This is a genomic window from Achromobacter anxifer, assembly GCF_903652925.1.
GTDB classification, from domain to species: domain Bacteria; phylum Pseudomonadota; class Gammaproteobacteria; order Burkholderiales; family Burkholderiaceae_B; genus Achromobacter; species Achromobacter anxifer.
The window spans coordinates 26,301-45,847 of sequence record NZ_CAHLAR010000021.1; the positions used below are offsets into that span (position 1 = coordinate 26,301).

20 protein-coding genes and 1 pseudogene are annotated in these 19,547 nt (G+C 69.1%); 11 read left to right on the forward strand and 10 right to left on the reverse strand.

The features are described from left to right. Positions 1 to 38 precede the first annotated feature (38 nt). From HWY37_RS33675 to HWY37_RS33690, 4 genes are all read right to left on the reverse strand, one after another. Positions 39 to 455, reverse strand: coding sequence for a VOC family protein (locus HWY37_RS33675; RefSeq protein ID WP_175211503.1), 417 nt, complete (start codon positions 453 to 455; stop codon positions 39 to 41). Between the two features lie 114 nt (positions 456 to 569). Beyond that, on the reverse strand, positions 570 to 1,262 hold the full coding sequence (locus HWY37_RS33680) for a helix-turn-helix transcriptional regulator (protein ID WP_176090842.1): 693 nt from the start codon (positions 1,260 to 1,262) through the stop codon (positions 570 to 572). A gap of 77 nt (positions 1,263 to 1,339) precedes the next feature. Beyond that, a complete protein-coding gene (locus HWY37_RS33685) occupies positions 1,340 to 2,317 on the reverse strand; it encodes an alpha/beta hydrolase (RefSeq protein WP_176090843.1) in 978 nt (325 codons plus the stop codon). Next, positions 2,314 to 3,327, reverse strand: a complete 1,014-nt coding sequence (locus tag HWY37_RS33690) for a tripartite tricarboxylate transporter substrate binding protein (protein ID WP_246302479.1) — start codon at positions 3,325 to 3,327, stop codon at positions 2,314 to 2,316. The genes HWY37_RS33685 and HWY37_RS33690 overlap by 4 nt, the downstream gene beginning before the upstream one ends. A 164-nt stretch (positions 3,328 to 3,491) precedes the next feature. Here HWY37_RS33690 and HWY37_RS33695 point away from each other — a divergent pair, with 164 nt between their 5' ends. Then, positions 3,492 to 4,448, forward strand: a complete 957-nt coding sequence (locus HWY37_RS33695; protein WP_176090844.1) for a LysR family transcriptional regulator — start codon at positions 3,492 to 3,494, stop codon at positions 4,446 to 4,448. Here the strand turns inward: HWY37_RS33695 and HWY37_RS33700 are convergent. Next, positions 4,445 to 5,305, reverse strand: a complete 861-nt coding sequence (locus HWY37_RS33700) for a hypothetical protein (RefSeq protein ID WP_175211800.1) — start codon at positions 5,303 to 5,305, stop codon at positions 4,445 to 4,447. The genes HWY37_RS33695 and HWY37_RS33700 overlap by 4 nt on opposite strands. A gap of 142 nt (positions 5,306 to 5,447) precedes the next feature. Next, the gene (locus HWY37_RS33705) at positions 5,448 to 5,915 is read right to left on the reverse strand and encodes a CopD family protein (protein ID WP_176090845.1); all 468 of its coding nucleotides are present in this window, start codon (positions 5,913 to 5,915) and stop codon (positions 5,448 to 5,450) included. A 159-nt stretch (positions 5,916 to 6,074) separates the two neighbouring features. Between HWY37_RS33705 and HWY37_RS33710 the strand changes: the two genes are divergently transcribed. From HWY37_RS33710 to HWY37_RS33745, 8 genes are all read left to right on the forward strand, one after another. Further along, a complete protein-coding gene (locus tag HWY37_RS33710) occupies positions 6,075 to 6,584 on the forward strand; it encodes a sigma-70 family RNA polymerase sigma factor (protein WP_176090846.1) in 510 nt (169 codons plus the stop codon). Further along, positions 6,563 to 7,576 (forward strand): FecR domain-containing protein, encoded by a 1,014-nt coding sequence (locus tag HWY37_RS33715; RefSeq protein ID WP_176090847.1) that lies wholly within the window; start codon positions 6,563 to 6,565, stop codon positions 7,574 to 7,576. The genes HWY37_RS33710 and HWY37_RS33715 overlap by 22 nt, the downstream gene beginning before the upstream one ends. A 175-nt stretch (positions 7,577 to 7,751) precedes the next feature. Further along, positions 7,752 to 10,307 carry a TonB-dependent receptor gene (locus HWY37_RS33720; RefSeq protein ID WP_176090848.1) on the forward strand — a complete coding sequence of 852 codons (2,556 nt, stop codon included), beginning with the start codon at positions 7,752 to 7,754 and terminating at the stop codon, positions 10,305 to 10,307. A gap of 79 nt (positions 10,308 to 10,386) precedes the next feature. Continuing rightward, positions 10,387 to 11,433, forward strand: a complete 1,047-nt coding sequence (locus HWY37_RS33725) for a hemin-degrading factor (protein ID WP_176090849.1) — start codon at positions 10,387 to 10,389, stop codon at positions 11,431 to 11,433. Between the two features lie 10 nt (positions 11,434 to 11,443). Continuing rightward, positions 11,444 to 12,277 (forward strand): heme/hemin ABC transporter substrate-binding protein, encoded by an 834-nt coding sequence (locus HWY37_RS33730; protein WP_176090850.1) that lies wholly within the window; start codon positions 11,444 to 11,446, stop codon positions 12,275 to 12,277. After that, on the forward strand, positions 12,261 to 13,259 hold the full coding sequence (locus HWY37_RS33735; protein ID WP_176090851.1) for a FecCD family ABC transporter permease: 999 nt from the start codon (positions 12,261 to 12,263) through the stop codon (positions 13,257 to 13,259). The genes HWY37_RS33730 and HWY37_RS33735 overlap by 17 nt, the downstream gene beginning before the upstream one ends. After that, positions 13,256 to 14,044, forward strand: coding sequence for a heme ABC transporter ATP-binding protein (locus HWY37_RS33740; RefSeq protein ID WP_176090852.1), 789 nt, complete (start codon positions 13,256 to 13,258; stop codon positions 14,042 to 14,044). The genes HWY37_RS33735 and HWY37_RS33740 overlap by 4 nt, the downstream gene beginning before the upstream one ends. 78 nt (positions 14,045 to 14,122) lie before the next feature. Then, entirely contained in the window at positions 14,123 to 14,605 is a 483-nt protein-coding gene (locus tag HWY37_RS33745; protein WP_059377757.1) for a YajQ family cyclic di-GMP-binding protein, read from the forward strand. Positions 14,606 to 14,611: 6 nt separating this feature from the next. On the opposite strand, the gene HWY37_RS33750 is transcribed toward HWY37_RS33745, so the two are convergent. Further along, a complete protein-coding gene (locus tag HWY37_RS33750) occupies positions 14,612 to 16,057 on the reverse strand; it encodes an AlkA N-terminal domain-containing protein (RefSeq protein ID WP_176090853.1) in 1,446 nt (481 codons plus the stop codon). 148 nt (positions 16,058 to 16,205) lie between these two features. Between HWY37_RS33750 and ogt the strand changes: the two genes are divergently transcribed. Then, entirely contained in the window at positions 16,206 to 16,754 is a 549-nt protein-coding gene (ogt, locus tag HWY37_RS33755; protein WP_175211542.1) for a methylated-DNA--[protein]-cysteine S-methyltransferase, read from the forward strand. A 73-nt stretch (positions 16,755 to 16,827) separates the two neighbouring features. Continuing rightward, entirely contained in the window at positions 16,828 to 17,793 is a 966-nt protein-coding gene (locus HWY37_RS33760; protein ID WP_175211541.1) for a DUF3829 domain-containing protein, read from the forward strand. A gap of 73 nt (positions 17,794 to 17,866) precedes the next feature. Here HWY37_RS33760 and HWY37_RS33765 read toward each other — a convergent pair whose 3' ends face one another. The 3 genes and pseudogenes from HWY37_RS33765 to HWY37_RS33775 form a co-directional block, all read right to left on the reverse strand. Next, complete coding sequence (locus HWY37_RS33765) at positions 17,867 to 18,472, reverse strand: phosphatase PAP2 family protein (protein WP_176090854.1); 606 nt, start codon at positions 18,470 to 18,472, stop codon at positions 17,867 to 17,869. Between the two features lie 92 nt (positions 18,473 to 18,564). Then, complete coding sequence (arsC, locus tag HWY37_RS33770) at positions 18,565 to 18,993, reverse strand: arsenate reductase (glutaredoxin) (RefSeq protein WP_175211537.1); 429 nt, start codon at positions 18,991 to 18,993, stop codon at positions 18,565 to 18,567. A gap of 65 nt (positions 18,994 to 19,058) precedes the next feature. Beyond that, positions 19,059 to 19,547 (reverse strand): annotated as a pseudogene (locus HWY37_RS33775) (PepSY domain-containing protein); the annotation flags it as partial.

Consider the following 19,547-nt stretch of genomic DNA (forward strand, 5'->3'; position numbering starts at 1 on the left):
CGAAGAAGGAACCTCGGGCCCATGCTTCAGCCCATGTTTCAAGCGTTGGCCATGGCGGGCGCCGGCTGTTCCGCAACTGCCGCTTCCTCGGGCGCCGGCGCGAACACGCGCAGGCGGTGGCCGTCGGGATCCAGCGCCACGAAGGTGCGTCCGAAATCCATGTCGGTGGGCGCTTGCAGGATGGGCAGGCCGCGCAGGCTCCAGTCCAGGTGGCGGCGGTCCAGCGCTTGCGCGTCCGGCACGGTGAAGGCGAGCTCGGTCGCACCGCCGCGGCCGGCGGCGGCAGGCTCCACCGTATAGCGCGACCACAGTCCCAGCATCAGGCCGGAATCCAGCCTGAACAGCGCGAAGGTGGGGGAGCTTTCGACGGGCGGGCGCTGCAGCAGCGCGCTGTAGAACGCGGCGCTGGCGGCGGGCTTTTCGACGTAGAAAATCACGAAATTGGTGTCTGACATGATGTGCTCCAGGTGATTGACGCGCTCATCTTAGACAGGGGCACTGTCAGTTTTTGGCAGTAGCTTGCAGCCGCGTTTTCAGCTGCGCCTTCAGCCGCGTTTCTGGCCGGATTTCTAGCCGCAATCCTTGGGCGAGCGATCGATCGCGCGCCACTCCTTGAGCAGCGCATGGCGGCGCTTGGGATAGCGCGGGCCGGGCGTCAGCGTGGCGATGCGGTCGGTGCGGAAATGGCGGAAGTCCTGGCGCAGCTCGCACCAGGCCATGACGATGCGCACGCTGTCGAAGAACCCCAGCGCGAACGGCCAGATCACCCGGGCGGAATCGGCGCCCTTGTCGTCGCGGTAGGTGATGTCGATCTTCTGCTCGCAGCGTATGGCCTGGCGGATCAGCGACAGGTCCACGCGGTCCACCACCTGCATCGCGCTGGGGCCGACCAGGAGCGGAATCGCGTCCAGGCCCTCGCGCAGTTCCGCGGGCAGCACCGCGCCGATCTTGGCCAGCGCGTTGCTCGCGGCCTGCGCCAGGCGCGGGTCAGCGCGGTCCGCCACCCAGCGGGTGCCCAGTACCAGCGCTTCGATCTCCTCGGTGCTGAACATCAGCGGCGGCAGCATGAAGCCCGGCCGCAGCACGTAGCCCAGGCCCGGCTCGCCCTCGATCTCGGCGCCCTGCGCCTGCAGGGTGGCGATGTCGCGGTACAGGGTGCGGATGCTGACGCCGAGGTCGGCGGCCAGCTGGCGGCCGCTGACGGGGCGGCGATGGCAGCGCAAGGTCTGCATCAGGCCCAGGAGGCGTTCGGTGCGGGACATGGGGTGGGGCGGGCGGATGGCGAATCCCCAATGCTGCCACGAAATGGCAGCATTGGGGAGCGGCCCCGCGGGCGATTTCAGGCGGGCGGCAAGGCCATCAGCCAGTCGTGCACGCGGGCCGCCAGGTCCAGGCTGTTGCGGTCCATCATCAGCATGTGCGAATTGCCGCCGATGCCCAGCTCCGGCAGCGACAGCAGGGTGACGCAGGCATGGCGTTGCGCGAATTCCCGCACACGCTCGCGCATGCGGGGCCAGCGCGGGTCCGTGTCCATGTTGTCGCCCATGACGATCAGCGTGGGCGTGCGGTAGCCGGCGTCCGCCTCCAGCTCGGGAATGCTGGCCGGCTCCAGCGCCACCACGGCGCGCACCAGATCCGGCCGGGCGGCGGCGGCGCGGATGCCGAACACGCCCGCCTGCGAATGGCAGATGACGATCATGCGGCCGACCCGCTCCAGCAGGGCCAGATAGCCGCGCAGGATGGCGGCATCGGTGTGCACCCAGCGCGGCACCATCTGGGCGGCCAGCTCGCCGAACTCGGCCACCGGGAATTGCGTGCCTTCATAGGCGCTGCCGGGGCCGGGGCGGGTGCCCGGACGGCCGATGCGAAAGCGCGTGTAGCAGTCTTCCTGCGCCTGCACGATGGGGCCTTCGGGCCAGACCTCGGGCGTGGGCGCGAAGCCCGAACGGCCGCGTTCCACGGCATCGCACAGATAGGCGTCCCAGCCGCGGCGCAGGAAGGCGTGCAGCCAGCCCTGGCGGCCGTCGGGCGTGGTCTCCCAGGCCGCGCCGGTCATGCCGCCGCCGTGCCAGAAGGCCAGCGGCGGGCGGCCGCTGGCGGGTTCGGCCAGGAAGTACTGCGCGTACATCTGCTCGACACGGTAGGTGCCGTTGGGGTCCAGCGCGACGGGCTGGCCGCCTTCGGCCATGACCACCTCGCGCCGCGGCAGCCCGGACAGGCTGACCTCGCGCCCGCCCACGTGGAAGGCGCCCATGTCGCGCAGCTGGATCGGCGCGCGCGCATCGGACGCCGCGTGCTCTTTGTCGTCCGCCATCATTCGGCGCGGATGTGGTTGGCCTGGATCACGTCCTTCCAGCGCGCGGTCTCGGCGGCCACGAAATCGCCCAGCGCCTGGCGCGGGCCGGCGGCGGTTTCCACGCCCAGCTCGCGCATCTTGGCGGCGACCTCGGGCGCCTGCAGCGCCTCGTTGAAGGCGTCGTGCAGCGTGGCTAGCGTGGCGTCCGGGGTGCGCGCCGGCGCCATGATGCCGAACCAGGGCGTGATCAGGAAGTCGGCCACGCCGGCCTCCGCGAAGGTGGGCACGTCCGGGATGGCCGGCGCGCGCTGCGCGCTGGCCACGGCCAGCGCCCGCAGCTTGCCGGCGCGGATGTTCGCCAGCGACGCGGGCAGATTGTCGAAGTACATGTCGACCTGGCCGCCCAGCAGGTCGGCCGCGACCTGTCCCGCGCCCTTGTAGGGGATGTGCGCCACGTCGATGCCGGTGCGCAGCTTGAGCAGCTCCGTGGCCAGGTGGGCCGAGCCGCCCACGCCGGACGAGGCCGAGTTCAGCTTGCCCGGATTGGCGCGGGCGTAGGCCAGCAGTTCGGGCACGGTCTTGGCCGGCACCTTGGGGTTGACCACCAGCACGCTGGGCACCGTGCCGACCATGGCGACGGGGGCGAAGTCCTTGACGATGTCGTAGGGCGCGGGTTGGTAGAGCGAGGGCGCGACCGTGCAGCCGAAGGCGCACATCAGCAGCGTGTAGCCGTCGGGCGCGGCGCGGGCCACGGCCTGCGCGCCGATGTTGCCGCCCGCGCCGGCGCGGTTTTCCACGATCAGGGGCTGGCCCAGGCGCTTGGCCAGGCTGTCGCTGAGGATGCGGGCCAGGATATCGGGCGTGCCGCCGGCGGGGAAGGGCACCACCAGCGTCACCGGACGCTCGGGAAAGCCGGCCGCGGCGGCCGGCTGGGCGGCGCCCAGGACCAGCGCCGCGCCGGTCAGCGCGGCCGCCATCCAGCGGCGGGGGTTGGCGCGCCAGCGCGCGGCGATGGGGCCTGAAGAGGACATTGCGGCAGTCTCCGGAAAAGTCGGGGTCGGGTGCGGAAAGCCCCGATCTGCCGCGGACTGTAGCCAAGGCCGGGCGCATTGCCCAATGCCGGCGGCGCAAGAGGCATATGCCGGAATTGATATGGAGTTCTCAATGCATGTCTTTCAGGCATAGTATGGGCGGCATGAGCGACACCCAAACCTTGCCCTATCTGCGCCGGCTGGACATGAACCTGCTGCTGACCTTCGACGTCCTGATGCGCACGCGCAGCGCCACCGCCAGTTCAGCCCTGCTGCATAAAACGCAGCCCGCCATCAGCCGTGACCTGGCGCGCCTGCGCCGCCGGCTGGAAGATCCCTTGCTGGTAGTGGTGAAGGGCCGCTTCATTCCGACGGAGCGCGCGCTGGAACTGCATTCGGCGGTGCATGACGCGCTGGCGCAGATCGAAGCGGCGCTGCGTCCGGCCGAGGCCTTCGATCCGGCCAAGGCCAGCGGCGTGGTCAACATCGGCACCGGCGCGCACAGCGAGATCCTGCTGGCGGCGCCGCTGATCGAACGGCTGCATCGCGCCGCGCCGGGCATCACGCTGCGCTTCCAGTCGGTGCATGGGGACTTCGTGCCGGACGACCTGGACGCGGAACGCCTGGACATGGCCATCGGCCTGTTCGGCAAGGTGCCGGCGCGCTTTCATCGCGACACGCTGCTTAAGGACCGGCGCGTGTGCGTGGTGTCGGCGCGGCATCCCTGGGCCGGGAAGGGCGCGCTGTCACTGGCGGACCTGCCGTCCATCAAGTGGTTCGCCTTCGCGCACATGTACGGCCGCGAAACCAACTTCGACCGCGCGCTGAAGCCGGACGCCGGCCGGCTGGAGTTCTCGGCCTATCTGTCGGGATTCGGCATCACGCCGTATGTGCTGCTGGACACCGACTACGCCACCACCATGCCGGCCAGCGTGGCGCGGGTGCATGGCCAGCATTTCCCGCTGGCCACGCTGGAGCTGCCCGCCAGCCTGCGCAAGATCGAACTGGTGATGGTCTGGCCGCGGCGTCTGCACACCTCGCCATTGCAGGCCTGGCTGCGCGGGCAGATCCGCGAGGTGCTGCGGGACCGCGTGGGCGCTCCCGCAGCCGGCGCGGCTTAGGAGCCGACCTTCTTGCCGCTGGCCACGTCGATGGCCGAGCCGTCTTCCAGGCTGACGCGGTAGATCTCGCGCACCACGTTGCCGGCGAAGCCGATCTCGACGATGGACACGTCCTTGAACGTGGTGTTGATGCCTTCGGGCAGCACGGCGTTGAACTTGTCGGACTCCTGCTTCATGGCGTCCTGCAGGCGCGCGTCGTACAGCGCCATGCTGTAGACCAGCGTGGTGTGCGGGTTGTGTGCGCGCACTTCCTTGCCGTCCTGCATGATGTTCACGCCGCTCACGCCCATGGTCTTGACCAGGTCCTTGCCAGCGTCGCCCATCTTGGCGTAGACCGGGCCGGTGACGCGCGGCAGCGGGCCGTCGCGCAGCGGCGCCAGGGCGGCGGTGGCCACGGTGTTGTAGCGCATCATGTCCTCGAAGCCCTGGCCGCTCTTGACCACGCCCAGGTCCAGCCACCACGGATGGCCCGCGCCCTTGGCGGCTTCGGTGGGATAGAAATTCTTCAGCGTGATCTGCAGCGGGGCCGGCGGCTTGGGCAGGGCCTTCAGCATGCGGGCGGGCGTTTCGGGGTCGGCGCTATGGATGTGCACCACCGTCACGTGCGGCATGTTGGGCGTCTCGGCTTCGGTCTTGAGGCCCAGCTTGAGCAGGTCGGCCTTCAGCGTGCCGTTGATCTTGGCGTCCAGCACGGCGTTGACGTCCTGGGGCAGGCGGTAGACCACGCCGTAGGTGGCCTTGTGCTCGCGGAATTCCGGCTTGTCCAGGGAGCTGTTGTCGATGGGGGCCGCGGCGTGCGCGGCCGAGGCGGAGGCGAACAGGCCGAGGGCGGCCAGTTGAAAGACGCGCTTGATCATGGAGATTCCTTTTGTTGTGTGGGCCCGCGAGGGTCATCCGCAGTGTGGTGGCCGCGGATGTACTGCGTATTGCACCAAGCAAAAGAATTCCGATACCAGCCGCCGCATGTCCGATAGCTGGCGGGGGCCGGCTGATATCCGCCTAGCCCAGGAAGACGATGGCCACGATGGCGATGCCCAGCAGCAGGTTGATGCCGACCCAGCGGCGTATCGCGCCCATGGCCTTGCCGCCCTGGGGCCAATCGGATGCGGCGACCGCCGCCCGTAGCTGCGGATAGAGCACGAAGCGGATGTAGGCGTAGATGGCCGTCATCACCAGGCCGCCGGACACCATGAAGGTCCAGCTGCGCGGCATGAAGAAGGCGCCGCCCGTCTGCGCGGCCTGGCTGGCTTCCTGGCTGATCATGACCGCGCCGGACAGCAGGATCAACACGATGGCCGCGAGCACCGCGTTCAGGAACGGGCCCAGCACCGAGGCCATCAGCCGCAGCCGCAGCGGCGGTTCCAGTTGCGCGGCCGCCGGCCGCAGGAAACAGTGGGCGAACAGCATGCCTCCAACCCAGAGGATCACGGCCATCACGTGGATGAATTTGAGCGCGCTGTAGAGCATGGGGGCAGGCCTGTAGGGAGTAGGGCCGCAGGAAGCGCGGCCGGGTCTGTCCCCATCATATCGCCGTCAAGCGCGGCGCGCGGACTTGACCGGCATCATGGTTTTCCATTTAGAATGAGATTGATTTCTATTTGTGATTGAAAGTTCAGGGAGCCACCCGTGCCGAATCCCGCGGTCGCCGCCGGCGACAACGTCCATCTGTTGTACCGCGCTCATCATGGATGGCTGCATGGCTGGCTGCGCGCCAAGCTGGGCAACAGCTTCGACGCGGCCGACCTGGCGCAGGACACCTTCTTGCGGGTGCTGCGGCATCGCCATGAACTCGATGCGCTGCGCGAACCGCGCGCGTATCTCACCACCATCGCCAAGCGCCTGTTGCTCAACCACCACCGGCGGCGTTCGGTGGAACAGGCCTACCTGGAAGCCCTGGCCCTGATGCCAGAGGCCCTGGCGCCTTCGGCCGAGCAGCGCCTGATCATCCTGGAAACGCTGCAGGAAATCGACGAGATGCTGGCGGGACTGTCCCTGCCGGCCCGCCAGGCTTTCCTGATGGCGCAGCTTGAAGGCCTGAGCCATGGCGAGATCGCCGCCGCGCTCAATGTGTCGCTGCGCACCGTGCACCGCTACATCGCCAAGGGGTTCGAGCAATGCATCATGGCGTCGATCTGAACGCGGCGGCCGAGGCCGCGCCCGAATTGCCCGCCGTCGAGCGCAGCGTGGCGCGCGAGGCCGCGCGCTGGCTGCTGCGGCTGAGCTCGGGCCGGGCCACGGACGCCGACCAGCAGGCCTGTGAGCGATGGCGCGCCAGCAAGGCCGAACACGAGCATGCCTGGCAGCGAGCGCAGCGCGTGAACGAACGCTTCGGCCTGATTCCGCCGGCGCTGGGCATGGCCACGCTGAATCGTCCCGAGCTCAAGAGCCGCCGCGCCGCGCTGAAGGCGCTGGTCGCGCTGGTGGTGGCCGGGCCGGCCGGCTGGGCCGCCTGGCGCGCCGATCCCCAGGACTGGACCGCCGACTATCGCAGCGCGCGGGGCGAGCAGCGCCAGGTGGCGCTGGCCGACGGTTCCACGCTGCTGCTGAACACGGCTAGCGCGGTGGATGTGATGTTCAGCTCCACGGCCCGCATGCTGCGCCTGCGCGCCGGCGAGATCGCGGTGCACGCGGTGGCCGACACGGCGCCGCAGCCGCGGCCCTTCGTGGTGCGCACCAGCCTGGGAGATATCGAGGCCCAGGCGTCGCGCTTCTGCGTGCGGCAGGAGGGCGGGCTGTGCCGCGTCAGCGTGCAGGAAGGCAGGGTGCGCGTCAGCAGCGCCGCGCGCCAGGGCGGCGCGATCGATCTGCCGGCCGGCCAGCAGGGCAGCCTGACGGACGAGGGCGCGTCGCCGCCGTCGCCCGCCGACCCGCATGCCGGCGACTGGCAGCGCGGCGTGCTTTACGCCAGCGGCATGCGCCTGGACGCATTCGCGCAGGAACTGGGCCGCTACCGCTCCGGCATCCTGCGCTGCGACCCCGCGGCCGCGCACCTGCGGATCTCGGGCGCGTTCCAGTTGCGAGACACCGATGCGGTCCTGGCGGCGCTGCCTTCGACCCTGCCGGTGCAGGTGCGCTACCGCACGCCGTACTGGGTGACGATCACGCCGCGCGCGGCGGCCGACGCCTGAATCCGTGCTGTTACAAAAAACCGGAGAGCAAGCTGTCCGATTCCGATTTCACGAGGGTCATGGTCTGTAGAGGCAAACGATTGCCGATACCTGTTGGATCGAAAGGACGACCATGGCTTATCTACCCGCCGGCCGCGCTAGCGGCTCCCGACCAGCCCGAGGCCTGCAATGCCGAATGACCCGCCTGGCCGCCGCCATGCATGCCGCCCTGGCGCTGGCCGCCTTGTCCGCCGCCATGCTGCCCGCCGGCAACGCGCGGGCGCAGGCCGCGGAACAGGCGCAGGCCCGCAGCTACCGCATCCCTGCGGGCGCGCTGGCCGACGCGCTGCCGCGCTTCGCCGACAGCGCGGGCGTGACCGTGCTGTTCGACGCCGCGCTGGTGGGACAGCGCCGCACGGCGGGACTCGACGGGGTCTACTCCGTGCGTGAGGGTTTCTCGCGCCTGCTGGCGGGCAGCGGCCTGGGCGTGCAGGAGCGCGGCGCGCGGGTCTACGTGCTGCTGGCGCAGACGCCGGGCGACGTGGCGCAGCTGGAACCGGTCAAGGTGGAAGGCGAGGGCGCGGTGGTCACGCCGGCCTGGGAGACCAGCACCGACCGCAAGCGCCTGGACGACCTGCAGATCAGGAACTGGAGCGATCTCGGCAAGCGCGCCGAGCCCGGCGTCAGCTTCAACCGCCAGAACAGCAGCATCAACATCCGCGGGCTGGACCAGGACCGAGTGCTGACGCGCGTGGACGGCATCCGCCTGCCATGGCTGGACGACGGCGCGCGCGGCCTGAAGGGCGGGCTGGAGGCGGTGGACTTCAACAGCCTGTCGCGGCTGGACATCGTGCGCGGCGCTGATGCCAGCAGCGGCGGCTCCGGCGCGATCTCGGGCATCGCCGACCTGCACACGCTGCAACCGTCAGATCTGCTGACCGACGGCAAGACCTTCGGCGCGCTGGCCAAGACCGACTACGACACCGCCGACAGCAGCTGGGGCGCCAACGCCGCGCTGGCGGGACAGATCCACAGCAACACGTTTTGGCTGGTGCAGGCCGGGGTGCGCAACGGCCATGCCCTGGACAACCGCGGCGACGTGGGCGGCTACGGCGCAAAGCGCAGCGAGCCCAGCCCCGAGGACTACGACCAGCGCAGCTTCCTGCTGAAGCTGCAGCAGCGCGTCGAAGGCGGCCACCGCTTCGGACTGACCGGCGAATACTTCAAGCGCAACGCCGACATCGACAGCATGTTCGAGCAGGGCGCCGGCACCAGCTATCTGTACGGCGAGAACAGCACGCGCAAGGAGACCGAGCGCGAGCGCGTGTCCTTCGATTATTCGTACAAGGTGCCCAGCGACGGCAGCCTGATCGACACCGCCACGGCCGTCGTCTACTGGCAACGCCTGCAACTGGACAGCTCGCTGAACGGCATACGCAGCGTCGATTCCCGCGCCTACATCATTCCCGGGGATCCCTACCGCTATGGCTTCCCCAGCGGTCCCTACGGCCGCAGCAATTCCATCCGGCAGACGATGTTCGGGGCCAATGCCGAACTGACCAAGCGGCTGGCCGGCGCGACGGTGTCGCAGCTGTGGACGGTGGGCGGCGAGTGGTACGGCAACAAGACCGAACAATATTCCAGCGGCTACGACAATTGCCCGACGATCCCGCCAGGCCTGCGCGCGCCCTTCGGCCCGCGCGCCTGCGACATGCTGCACACCAACCAGGCCGACGTGCCGCAGTCCAAGGGCAATCAGTGGGCCCTGTGGGTGCAGGACGAATTCAGTTTCGCCGACGGCCGCTACACCATCATGCCGGCGCTGCGCTACGACCGCTACGAGCAGAAGCCGCAGTCCACGCCCAGCTACGAAAGCAACCCGAACGCGGGCGCGCTGCCGCCGTCCAACAGCGGCAGCCGCTTCTCGCCCAAGCTGCTGGCCACCTGGAAGGCCGCGGAAGAGCTGAGCGTCTACGCGCAGTACGCCTACGGCTTCAAGGCGCCCAGCCCCACGCAGCTCTACACCAACTACGGCGGCCCGGGCACCTACCTACGCGTGGGCAACCCCTATCTGAAGCCCGAGACCAGCAAGGGCTGGGAACTGGGCGCGAAGATCGGTTCCGATTCCCTGGGCGGCGCGCTATCGTTGTTCGACAACCGCTATCAGAACTTCATCGACGGCGACGTGCCGCTGAACGCATCGTCGCCGCAGTGGCAGCCGGGCTGGACCGGCCAGTACCCGCTTGGCGTGACGGGCAACGTCAACCGCGCCAAGGTGCGCATCTATGGCGCCGAAGCCAGCGCCCACTGGAAATTCTCGCCGGGCTGGCGCACCTGGGGCTCGCTGGCCTGGGCCGTGGGCAAGGACGAAGGCACCGGGCAGTACCTGAACTCGGTGGCGCCCCTGAAGGCGGTGCTGGGCGTGGGCTACAGCCGCGACGTGTGGGGCGTGGACGCGATGCTGACCACCGCCCTGAAGCGCGACAAGGTCGAGTACCCCGAGGCCACGGCCACGGCTCCCAGTCCCGATTTCCAGGCGCCGGGCTACGGCGTGCTGGACCTGATGGGCTACTGGCGTCCCGCCGCAGTGAAGGGGCTGCAGGTGCAGGCAGGCGTTTTCAACGTGTTCGACAAGAAGTACTGGGAGGCCATCAACGTGCCGACCGCGGGCGCCATCGTGATTCCGCGCGCGGTCGATTGGTACACGGAACCGGGACGCAGCCTGCGCGTCTCACTGACATACCAGTATTGATCTCGATCCGCCGCCCGTCCGGGCTATGCCGGATCGGCGGCGGTCTATGCAAACCATGGCAACGGCCGGAGGGCCTACGATGAGCAATACCGATTTCACCACCCGCGCCCAGGAACTGCGCGCCCGCAACGACGCCCTGGCCGCGTCGCAGCCCAAGCTGCGCGCCCGCAACCTGGCCCAGGCGCTGGAAGTGTCCGAAGCCGAATGGGTCGCGGCGGAATGCGGCGGGCTGAAGGCCACCGCCCTGCACGGCGCGCCGCAGGAGATCTTCCGCGAACTGGGCACGCTGGGCCCGGTCATGGCGCTGACGCGCAACGACTGGTGTGTGCACGAGCGCCACGGCGTGTATGAAGACATCCAGGCCGATGGTCCGGTAGGCCTGGTGCTGGGGCCGGACATCGACCTGCGCGTGTTCTTCACCGCCTGGAAATCGGCCTGGGCGGTCGAGCAGGACGGCCGCCACAGCCTGCAGTTCTTCGACGGCGCCGGCGTCGCGGTGCACAAGGTCTATCGCACCGAGGCCACCGACGCGGCCGCCTACGACGCGCTGGTCGCGAAGTTCGCGGGCGAGGCGCAATGGCCCGAGACCCTGCCCTATGCCCCCGCCGCCGACGCGGACCAGATTGAGGACAGCGCGCAATGGCGCCAGGCCTGGCTGGGCATGCAGGACACCCACGAGTTCTTCCCGCTGCTGCGCAAGTTCAAGGTATCGCGCCTGGCCGCGCTGGCCGCCGCTGGCGAAGACCTGGCGCAGCCGGTGCCGGCGGACGCCGTCGAACGCATGCTGGAGTCGGCCGCGCAGTCCGGCCTGTCCATCATGTGCTTCGTGGGCAACCGCGGCATGATCCAGATCCATACCGGCCCGGTGCAGCAATTGCGCCGCACCGGCCCCTGGTACAACGTGCTGGACCCGAAGTTCAACCTGCACCTGGACACCACCGCCATCGCCTCGGCCTGGGTGGTGAACAAGCCGACCTCGGACGGCTGGGTCACGTCGTTGGAGCTGTATTCCGACACGGGCGACCTGATCGCGCAGTTCTTCGGCGAACGCAAGCCCGGCAAGCCGGAGCTGCCGCAATGGCGCGAACTGATGGTCAGCCTGTGCAGCGCGCCGCTGGCCGCCTGAGGACGATGCGATGAAGAAATGGCTGGCAGTGGCAGTCGGATGGGCGCTGGCCGCCGCCGCGCAGGCGGCGCCGCCCGCAAGGGTGGTGACGCTGGGCGGCAGCGTGACCGAAATCGTGTATCAGCTGGGGCAGGGCGACAAGCTGGTGGGTGACGATCTGTCCAGCGTCTACCCCGAGGCGGCGACGAAGCTGCCGCGCGTCGGCTACTACCGGGCCGTGCCGGTCGAAGGGGTGCTGTCGCTCAAGCCGGATCTGGTGCTGGCCTCGGAGCAGGCGGGGCCGCCCGACGCGCTCAAGCGCATGGCCGACGTCGGCGTGCGCGTGGTCACGGTGTCGGACGCACCGTCGGTGGATTCGCTCAAGTCGCGCATCCGCAGCGTTGCCCAGGCGCTGGACGCGGCGCCGGCCGGCGAGCGCATGGTGGAGGAAGTCACGCGCGAACTCGCGCGCGCCGAGGCGGTGCCCGCGACGCGGGCCCGCGCGCTGCTGCTGATCAACCGCACCGGCTCGCCGCAGGGCGCGGGCCGCGGCACCGCGGCCAACGAAGTCATGCGCCTGGCGGGCCTGGTGAACGTGCTGCAGGACCAGCAGGGCTACAAGCCCTTGTCGGCTGAAGCGGTGGGCGCGCTTGCGCCCGACCTGATCGTGGTGACGCAGGCCTCGCTGGACGCGGGCGGTGGCATGGAAGCGCTCCTGCGCATGCCGGGCATCGCGTCCACCGAGGCGGCCGCGAAACGGCGGATCGTCGTGATGGACGACCTGCTCATCCTGGGCATGGGACCGCGCCTGCCGCTGGCGCTGACCCGGCTCAAGCAGGAGGTCGCGCATGTCATGGCGCGTTAGCGCGCCGCTGGCATTGGGCCTGTTGGCCGCGGCCCTGGCGCTGGCGGCGCTGGCGGCCACGGCCAGCGGCGCGGTGGCGATCCCCCTGCGCGAGCTGCCGTCCCTGCTGTGGGGGCCGTCCACGCCTGAAAACGCCTTGTGGCGCAATGTGCTGATCGACATCCGCCTGCCGCGGGTGCTGTTCGCCCTGGTGACGGGCGCCGGCCTGGCGGTGGCCGGCGCCGCCATGCAGGCGCTGTTCCGCAATCCCCTGGCCGAGCCGGGGCTGATCGGCATCTCGGCCGGCGGCGCGCTGGGCGCGGTGGCCGCCATCGTGCTGACCTCGGGCGGCTTCTGGATCACCGCGCCCGCGGCCTTCGCGGGCAGCCTGCTGGCCACGCTCTGCGCCTATGCCGTGGGGCGGCGGGTGCCGGGCGTGGCGGGCCTGCTGCTGGCGGGCGTGGCCATCACGGCCATGGCGTTCAGCCTGATCGGCCTGTTCACCTTCGTCGCCACCGACGCGCAGCTGCGCGACCTGACGTTCTGGAACATGGGCAGCCTGGGCGGCGCGAACTGGAAAGTGCTGTCGTTCCTGGGGCCCTGGGTGCTGCTGGTCAGCCTGTGGCTGATGAGCCAATGGCGCGTCATGAACGCCTTGCTGCTGGGCGAGCGCGAGGCCCAGCACCTGGGCTACCCGCTAAAGCGCGTGCGCGCCAGGCTGGTGCTGGCCAGCGCGCTGATCGTGGGCCCGCTGGTCGCCGCCACCGGCACCATCGTATTCGTCGGGCTGGTGGTGCCGCATCTGGTGCGCATGACGCTGGGCGCCAATCACCGCTGGCTGCTGCCCGCGACCATTCTTGCCGGAGGCCTGGCGCTGATACTCGCGGATTGGCTGGCGCGCACGGTGGTGGTGCCGGCGGAACTGCCCATCGGCCTGGTGACCGGCCTGGTGGGCGGCCCGTTCTTCCTGTGGCTGCTGGCGCGCGGACGGAGAATCGGATGACGCTCTGCGCACGCAACCTGACCGTGAACCGCGGCAGCGCCCGCATCCTCACCGACGTATCGCTCGACATCCGCGCGGGAGAGGTGGTGGGCCTGCTGGGCGCCAACGGCGCGGGCAAATCCACGCTGTTGAGTGCGTTGGCTTCGGAACTGCTTCCTGACTCGGGCCAACTGAGCCTGAGCGATGCCGCGCTCGCCAGCCTGCCGCAAGGCCGGCAGGCGCGCCGCCGCGCCGTGCTGCCGCAAAAGCCCGGCCTGACCTTCGACCTGAGCGTGGGCGAGGTGGTCGCCATGGGCGCCTACCCGTTTCCGGAGCTGCCGCCGCGGGCGGTGGATGCGCTGGCGGCGCAGGCGCTGGAACAGGCCGACGCCGCGCATCTTGCGGGCCGGCGTTATCCCGAGCTGTCAGGCGGCGAACAGCAGCGCGTGCAGTTCGCCCGCGTGCTGGTGCAATGCCAGGCCGCCCGCGGGCAGGACGAGGCGCGCTATCTGCTGCTGGACGAGCCTACCGCCAGCCTGGACCCCAAGCATCAGGGCGACCTGCTGCGGCGCGCCTGGGATTTGGCGCATGCCGGCAATACGGGCGTACTGGTGATCCTGCACGATATGAACCTGGCGGCGCGCTGGTGCGACCGCCTGCTGCTGTTGAGCGGCGGGCGCGCCATCGCGCAGGGGACGCCGGCGGAGGTCCTGACGCCAGCCAATCTGTACTTGGCCTATGGCATCGACGCGCAGGTGATCCCGCATCCCCTGCAAGCCGGGCGCCTGCTGGTGCTGACGGCATGACGCGGGCGGCCGGGCCGGTAGAATAGGCGGATAGTTTGTATCCGCCATTTTCAACATTACCGTACAGGACCCCGTGTCATGCCTACTTTTGACGTCGTCTCCGAAGTCGACAAACACGAACTCTCCAATGCCGTCGACCAGGCCAACCGCGAACTGGCCACCCGCTTCGATTTCAAGGGCAGCGATGCCAAATTCGAACTGGACGAATTTGTCGTGACCCAGGTCGCCTCCAGCGCGTTCCAGCTCAAGCAGATGCTGGACATCCTGCGCGGCCGCTTGTCGGCCCGCGGCATCGACGTGCGCTGCCTGGACGTGGCCGATCCTCTTGAAAACCTGGGCGGCGCGCGCCAGAAGGTCACCATCAAGCAAGGCATCGAGCAGCCGGTGGCCAAGAAGCTCATCGCCGCCATCAAGAACGCCAAGCTCAAGGTCGAATCGCAGATCAACGGCGACAAGCTGCGCATCAGCGGCAAGAAGCGCGATGACCTGCAGACCGCCATCGCGCTGCTGAAGAAGACCGACGTCGACCTGCCCCTGCAGTTCGAGAACTTCCGCGACTGACCGGGTTCAGGCGGTCCACAGGTGCTGCGCCGCATAGGCGCGCCAGGGCCGCCACGTTTCGGCGCGGGCCAGCAATTGCGCCGGCGTATAGGCCCGCGATTCCAGCCGTTCCAGCGCGCGTATCAAGCCGATGTCGGCCGACGGAAACGCGTCCGGCTCGCGCAACTGGCGCAACGCGATGTATTGCGCCGTCCATTCCCCCACGCCGCGTATCTGGCGCAGGCGGCGCACCGCGTCCTCCAGGCCGCCGGCGGCGTCGAACAGATGCCTGTCCGCCACCGCCGCCGCGGCCACCGCCGACAAGGTCGCCGCGCGGCTGCGCGGCATGCCCAATGGCGCCAGCTCCGCGGCCGCCACGGCCTCGGGTAGCGGAAACACATGAGTCAGGGCGCCTTCGGGGCGCGCCATGGGCGCGCCGTGCGCGGCCACCAGCTTGCCGGCCAAGCGGATTGCAGCGGCCACCGTGATCTGCTGTCCCAGCACGGCGCGCATGGCCAGCTCGAAGCCGTCCCAGGCGCCCGGCACGCGCAGGCCGGGGCGAGCCTGGATCAGGTCCGTCATGACGGGATCGCGGGCGAATTGCGCGGCGATCGCGACCGGATCGCTGGCCAGGTCGAAGACGCGGCGCAGGCGCGCGATGATGGCCGGCAGCGCCTGCAGCCGCGGAAACCGCAGCGTCGCCTCCAGCGCATTGCCCTTGCCGGGACGCACGGTCACCGTGCCCTGATGCCCATCCAGCAGAACGGTGCGCGCATAGCTGTCGCCCGTGACCTGTTCGATGCCCGGGATCGCGCGCAGCCGCAGGAAGTCCAGCATGGCGGTCCAGTCATAGGGCGGCCGGTAGCGCAGCAGCAGCTTGATCTCGCCTTCCTGCGCCGCCGATACCTCCGGCTTGCCGGAACGCCGCAATTCTCCGGGCGCGCGCGCGAACAGGTCGTGGAATATCTCGTTGAAGCGGCGGATGCTGCCAAAGCCCGAGGCGAAGGCGATCTCCGCCATCGGCATGCGGGTTTCGTGGATCAGCTGCTTGGCCAGCAGCACGCGGCGCGTCTGGGCGACGGCCACGGGCGAGGCGCCCAGGTGCTGGCGGAACTGGCGCCGCAGCTGCCGTTCGCCCAGCCCCAGGCGTTGCGCCAGCCCGTCCACGCCGTCTTCGTCCAGCGCGCCCAGCTCGATCAGCTGCAGCGCGCGGGCCAGGCCTTCGGGCAGTTCGTGTCCCGGACCCAGCTCCGGCGCGGTTTCGGGGCGGCAGCGCAGGCAGGGGTGGTAGCCGGCCTCCTGCGCCGCGGCGGCGGTGGCGTAGAACGTCACGTTCTTCGAGAGCGGCGTGCGCGCCGGGCAGACCGGACGGCAGTAGATGCGCGTGGTCTTCACGGCCGTGAAGAAGCGGCCGTCGTAGCGGGCGTCGCGCACCTGGATGGCGCTGTAGCAGGAGTCGTGGTTCAGGTCCATGCGACGATGCTAACGCCGCGGCGGGCATCGGATCTAGCGCTTTTCGGACAGTGTTGTGGATGCGGCATTCCTGTCCGAAAACCGCCAGCGCCGGACTCGCGCCCGGCCTATATTGCGGACGTAGCCCACAGCCGCAGGAGCCTGCCCCATGTCCACCCGTACCCAGACGTTCTGGCTTGAACGCGTTCCCACGCCCATCGGCCTGATGCTGGTCCTGAGCGACGAGCAGCAGCGCCTGCGCGCGGTCGACTGGGAAGACTACGAGTCTCGCATGCATCTGCTGCTGCGCAGGCAGTATCGCAACCAGGCCGTCGACCTGCGCGATGCAACGGCGGCCTCGCCCGCGCGGCGCGCCTTGCTGGATTACTTCGACGGCGACGTGCGCGCCATCGACGCGGTGGCCGTGGCCACGGGCGGCACCGACTTCCAGCGCGAGGTCTGGCAGGCGCTGCGCAACATAGGCGGCGGCCAGCAGCTCACCTACGGCGGCTTGGCGCAGCGCATCGCGCGGCCCGCGGCGGTGCGCGCGGTGGGACTGGCCAACGGCGCCAACCCGATAGGCATCGTCGTGCCTTGCCATCGCGTGGTGGGGGCCGATGCGTCACTCACGGGCTATGGCGGCGGATTGCACCGCAAGCGCTGGCTGCTCGATCACGAAAAACGCTGGCTTGAAAACTCTTGTGACAGCACAGAATGATTTTGTAGCGTGTTCAGCATCTGAGAGGCATATCATCCGTGCCCTTCAGAGCAACCCGCAACAGGAATCAAAGATGTTTATGCCGCGCCCCTTGCGCATGTCCGCAGTTTTGGCCGTCACGCTGGCGCTTGCCGCGTGCGGCGACGATAGCGCCAAGAAGGAAGCGAAAGCCTCCGAGCCGACCACCGCTCAGGCTGAAATCATCAAGTACAACCAGTACGTCGACACCGCCAACAGCATCAGCACCACCTTCGGCGAGGCGCTGGACCGCTACGAGACCCACGCCGTGCCGGCGCTGAAGGACGGCAAGCCGCTCAAGGATTTCGTCATCAGCAACGATTCCACCATCCTGCGCACCAAGGACAAGCTCGACAAGGCGCTGGCGATGCAGACGCCCATCGCCGAGATCGACGCGCCCGCCAAGGAATTCTCGGACGCGCTGGGCAAGCTGGCGCCGCTGAGCAATGAACTGCAGAACTATTCGGCGGCCAAGACCTTCCTGTCGGACCAGGGCGCGCTGGCGCGCGAGAAGAGCCCGGCCTACGTTGCCGCGCTGACCGAGGTCGTGAAGGCGGAAAACGGCTTCTATCGCGGCATTTCCATCAAGGATACGGCCAATACCAAGCAAGCCTTCGAGAAGGCCGAGAAGGACTCGGTCGCGTATTACCGCGCGGGCCTGGTCTATTACGGCAAGTCCACGATGAACCTGGCGTCGGGCGTGTTCGAAGGCAAGGGCCTGGGCGCCGAGCAGGGCGCGTTCAAGCAGGAACTGGACAAGATGAATGAGATGGCGCTGGGCTTCGACAAGAAGACCCGCGAAGCGGATCCCAAGGGTTGCAGCAGCCTGATGATGAACGTCAACAGCTTCCTGGCCAGCGGCCGCAAGATCCTGGAGAACACGGACAACGGCCGCTACAAGGAAGACGCGGCGCGCACCGGTGCGTTCAAGATGATGCGCCCCACGATCGAGACCGACGGCAACAGCCTGCGGCAGGATTTCAACAACATGATTTCCAGCCTGAACCTGGGCCGCTGCTGATCGCGGCGGGCGCCGATGGCGCGCCCGGCGCCTCCAACGAAACAGCGCCCTTTTGCGGGCGCTGTTTTTCATTTCAGGCGCGGATCCAGCCGCGCGCGATTGGCAGGGCCAGCGCCTTGCGGTACAGGCCCTGGAGCCCCAGGGTCAGCGGCTCGCCATAGCGGCGCCACGCCGGCGCGGTCAGGGCGGCGGCGATGGGCGCCAGCGCCAGGCCGCCCAGGATGTCCAGCGGGAAGTGCACGCCCAGGTACACGCGCGAGGTGCCGACGATGGCGCCCGCGGCCAGCGCCAGCCAGCCCCAGCCGGCCCAGCGCCGGTCGAAGATCAGCGCGAACGCGAAGCTGGCGATGATGATGGTGTGGTTGCTGGGGAACGAGGACGTGGCCTTGTGCGGGAAATAGGCATGCCCCAGCCCCATGACGAAGGGCCGCGCGTGCGGCCACAGCGCGCCGCACACATAGCTGAGGAACAGCGCCACGCCGATGCTGGCCAGCGCTTTCAGCGCCAGGTCGCGTTGGGCTTGGCCGCCCCATAGCCAGAGGCCGGCGAGGACCGCTGGTACCAGCAGTATCAGCTGGTTGGCCACCAGCATGGCGGCGTGGATCCGCCATACCGGGGTGGCCGGGTCGGCATTGATCAGAAGAAAAAGGGACTGGTTGAAGTTTTCCAGGAAATCCATGACTGGTCATCGAAGTGCAATGAACGTATTGCCGCGATGGTAATGGGGTTTCCCGTCAGTCCGCTTACAAAAGGGGGAGTATTCCGCCCCTTTTACTTCTGGATGCGTTTGCCTTGCGCGTCGATCACGGCCTCGCCGTCTTCCTTGGTGAATGCGCCCTGCTGCGGGGCAGGCAGGATGTCCAGCACCAGTTCCGAGGGGCGGCACAGGCGCGCGCCCAGGGGCGTCGAGACAAAGGGGCGGTTCAAGAGGATGGGGTGCTGCTCGATGGCGTCCAGCAGCGCCTCGTCCGACAGGGCGATGTCATCCAGGCCCAGTTCCTGATAGGGCGTGCCTTTCTCGCGCAGCGCGTCGCGCACGCCGATGCCGGCCTTCTTGAACAAGGCCTTCAGGGTGGCGCGCGAGGGCGGCGTCTCCAGGTACAGCACCACTTCGGGCTCGATGCCGGCGTTGCGGATCATGGCCAGGGTGTTGCGGGAGGTGCCGCACTTGGGGTTGTGGTAGATGGTGACGTCGGACATGGAGGCTCCTCTTTCCGGTGTGGCGCGATGCAAGGCAGTGAGCATAGTGCATCCGGCCGCGGGCTTCAGGCCCGCAGCTTTTTGCCCAGGCGTCGCCAGCCGATCACCGCGCCGGTCAGGCTCAGCGCCGCGCCGCCCAGGCTCAGGAAGATGAGCAGGGCGTCCCACAGCGGGCGGCGCGACAGCAGGCCGGTCCAGTCCCAGCTGTGCAGGAAGGCGAACAGCCAGCGGCTGGCGCGGGGGCCGCGATCCTGCCGGCTCAGGATCTGTCCCGTGCGCGGATCCAGATAGACCCAGGTCGCTTGCGGATCGTCATAGACCAGCCGCCACGCGGGCAGCGGCTTTTCGACGTGGCCCAGCATCGCGTGCTCGTCGCGGGCGTAGTAATAGAAGTCGTAGGCATCCAGCGTGTCGACACGGGCGAGCCGGGCGCCGGGGACCAGCCGCGCCGCGGCGGCGCGCAGGGCCGCCGGGTCGAAGGCATGGGGCTGCGCATCGCTGGCGGACAACACCAGGGGCGCGCCCGCCGCGCCGCGCGCCAGCGCCACGTCATG

Coding starts and splice junctions, on each gene's coding strand:
- HWY37_RS33700 (WP_175211800.1), bottom strand. CDS start 5,305: ATGATCAAGCGCGTCTTTCAACTGGCCGCCCTCGGCCTGTTCGCCTCC.
- HWY37_RS33675 (WP_175211503.1), bottom strand. CDS start 455: ATGTCAGACACCAATTTCGTGATTTTCTACGTCGAAAAGCCCGCCGCC.
- HWY37_RS33765 (WP_176090854.1), bottom strand. CDS start 18,472: ATGGATTTCCTGGAAAACTTCAACCAGTCCCTTTTTCTTCTGATCAAT.
- HWY37_RS33730 (WP_176090850.1), top strand. CDS start 11,444: ATGAAGAAATGGCTGGCAGTGGCAGTCGGATGGGCGCTGGCCGCCGCC.
- HWY37_RS33760 (WP_175211541.1), top strand. CDS start 16,828: ATGTTTATGCCGCGCCCCTTGCGCATGTCCGCAGTTTTGGCCGTCACG.
- HWY37_RS33750 (WP_176090853.1), bottom strand. CDS start 16,057: ATGGACCTGAACCACGACTCCTGCTACAGCGCCATCCAGGTGCGCGAC.
- HWY37_RS33680 (WP_176090842.1), bottom strand. CDS start 1,262: ATGTCCCGCACCGAACGCCTCCTGGGCCTGATGCAGACCTTGCGCTGC.
- HWY37_RS33725 (WP_176090849.1), top strand. CDS start 10,387: ATGAGCAATACCGATTTCACCACCCGCGCCCAGGAACTGCGCGCCCGC.
- HWY37_RS33715 (WP_176090847.1), top strand. CDS start 6,563: ATGCATCATGGCGTCGATCTGAACGCGGCGGCCGAGGCCGCGCCCGAA.
- HWY37_RS33745 (WP_059377757.1), top strand. CDS start 14,123: ATGCCTACTTTTGACGTCGTCTCCGAAGTCGACAAACACGAACTCTCC.
- HWY37_RS33685 (WP_176090843.1), bottom strand. CDS start 2,317: ATGATGGCGGACGACAAAGAGCACGCGGCGTCCGATGCGCGCGCGCCG.
- ogt (WP_175211542.1), top strand. CDS start 16,206: ATGTCCACCCGTACCCAGACGTTCTGGCTTGAACGCGTTCCCACGCCC.
- HWY37_RS33695 (WP_176090844.1), top strand. CDS start 3,492: ATGAGCGACACCCAAACCTTGCCCTATCTGCGCCGGCTGGACATGAAC.
- HWY37_RS33740 (WP_176090852.1), top strand. CDS start 13,256: ATGACGCTCTGCGCACGCAACCTGACCGTGAACCGCGGCAGCGCCCGC.
- arsC (WP_175211537.1), bottom strand. CDS start 18,993: ATGTCCGACGTCACCATCTACCACAACCCCAAGTGCGGCACCTCCCGC.
- HWY37_RS33720 (WP_176090848.1), top strand. CDS start 7,752: ATGACCCGCCTGGCCGCCGCCATGCATGCCGCCCTGGCGCTGGCCGCC.
- HWY37_RS33735 (WP_176090851.1), top strand. CDS start 12,261: ATGTCATGGCGCGTTAGCGCGCCGCTGGCATTGGGCCTGTTGGCCGCG.
- HWY37_RS33690 (WP_246302479.1), bottom strand. CDS start 3,327: ATGTCCTCTTCAGGCCCCATCGCCGCGCGCTGGCGCGCCAACCCCCGC.
- HWY37_RS33705 (WP_176090845.1), bottom strand. CDS start 5,915: ATGCTCTACAGCGCGCTCAAATTCATCCACGTGATGGCCGTGATCCTC.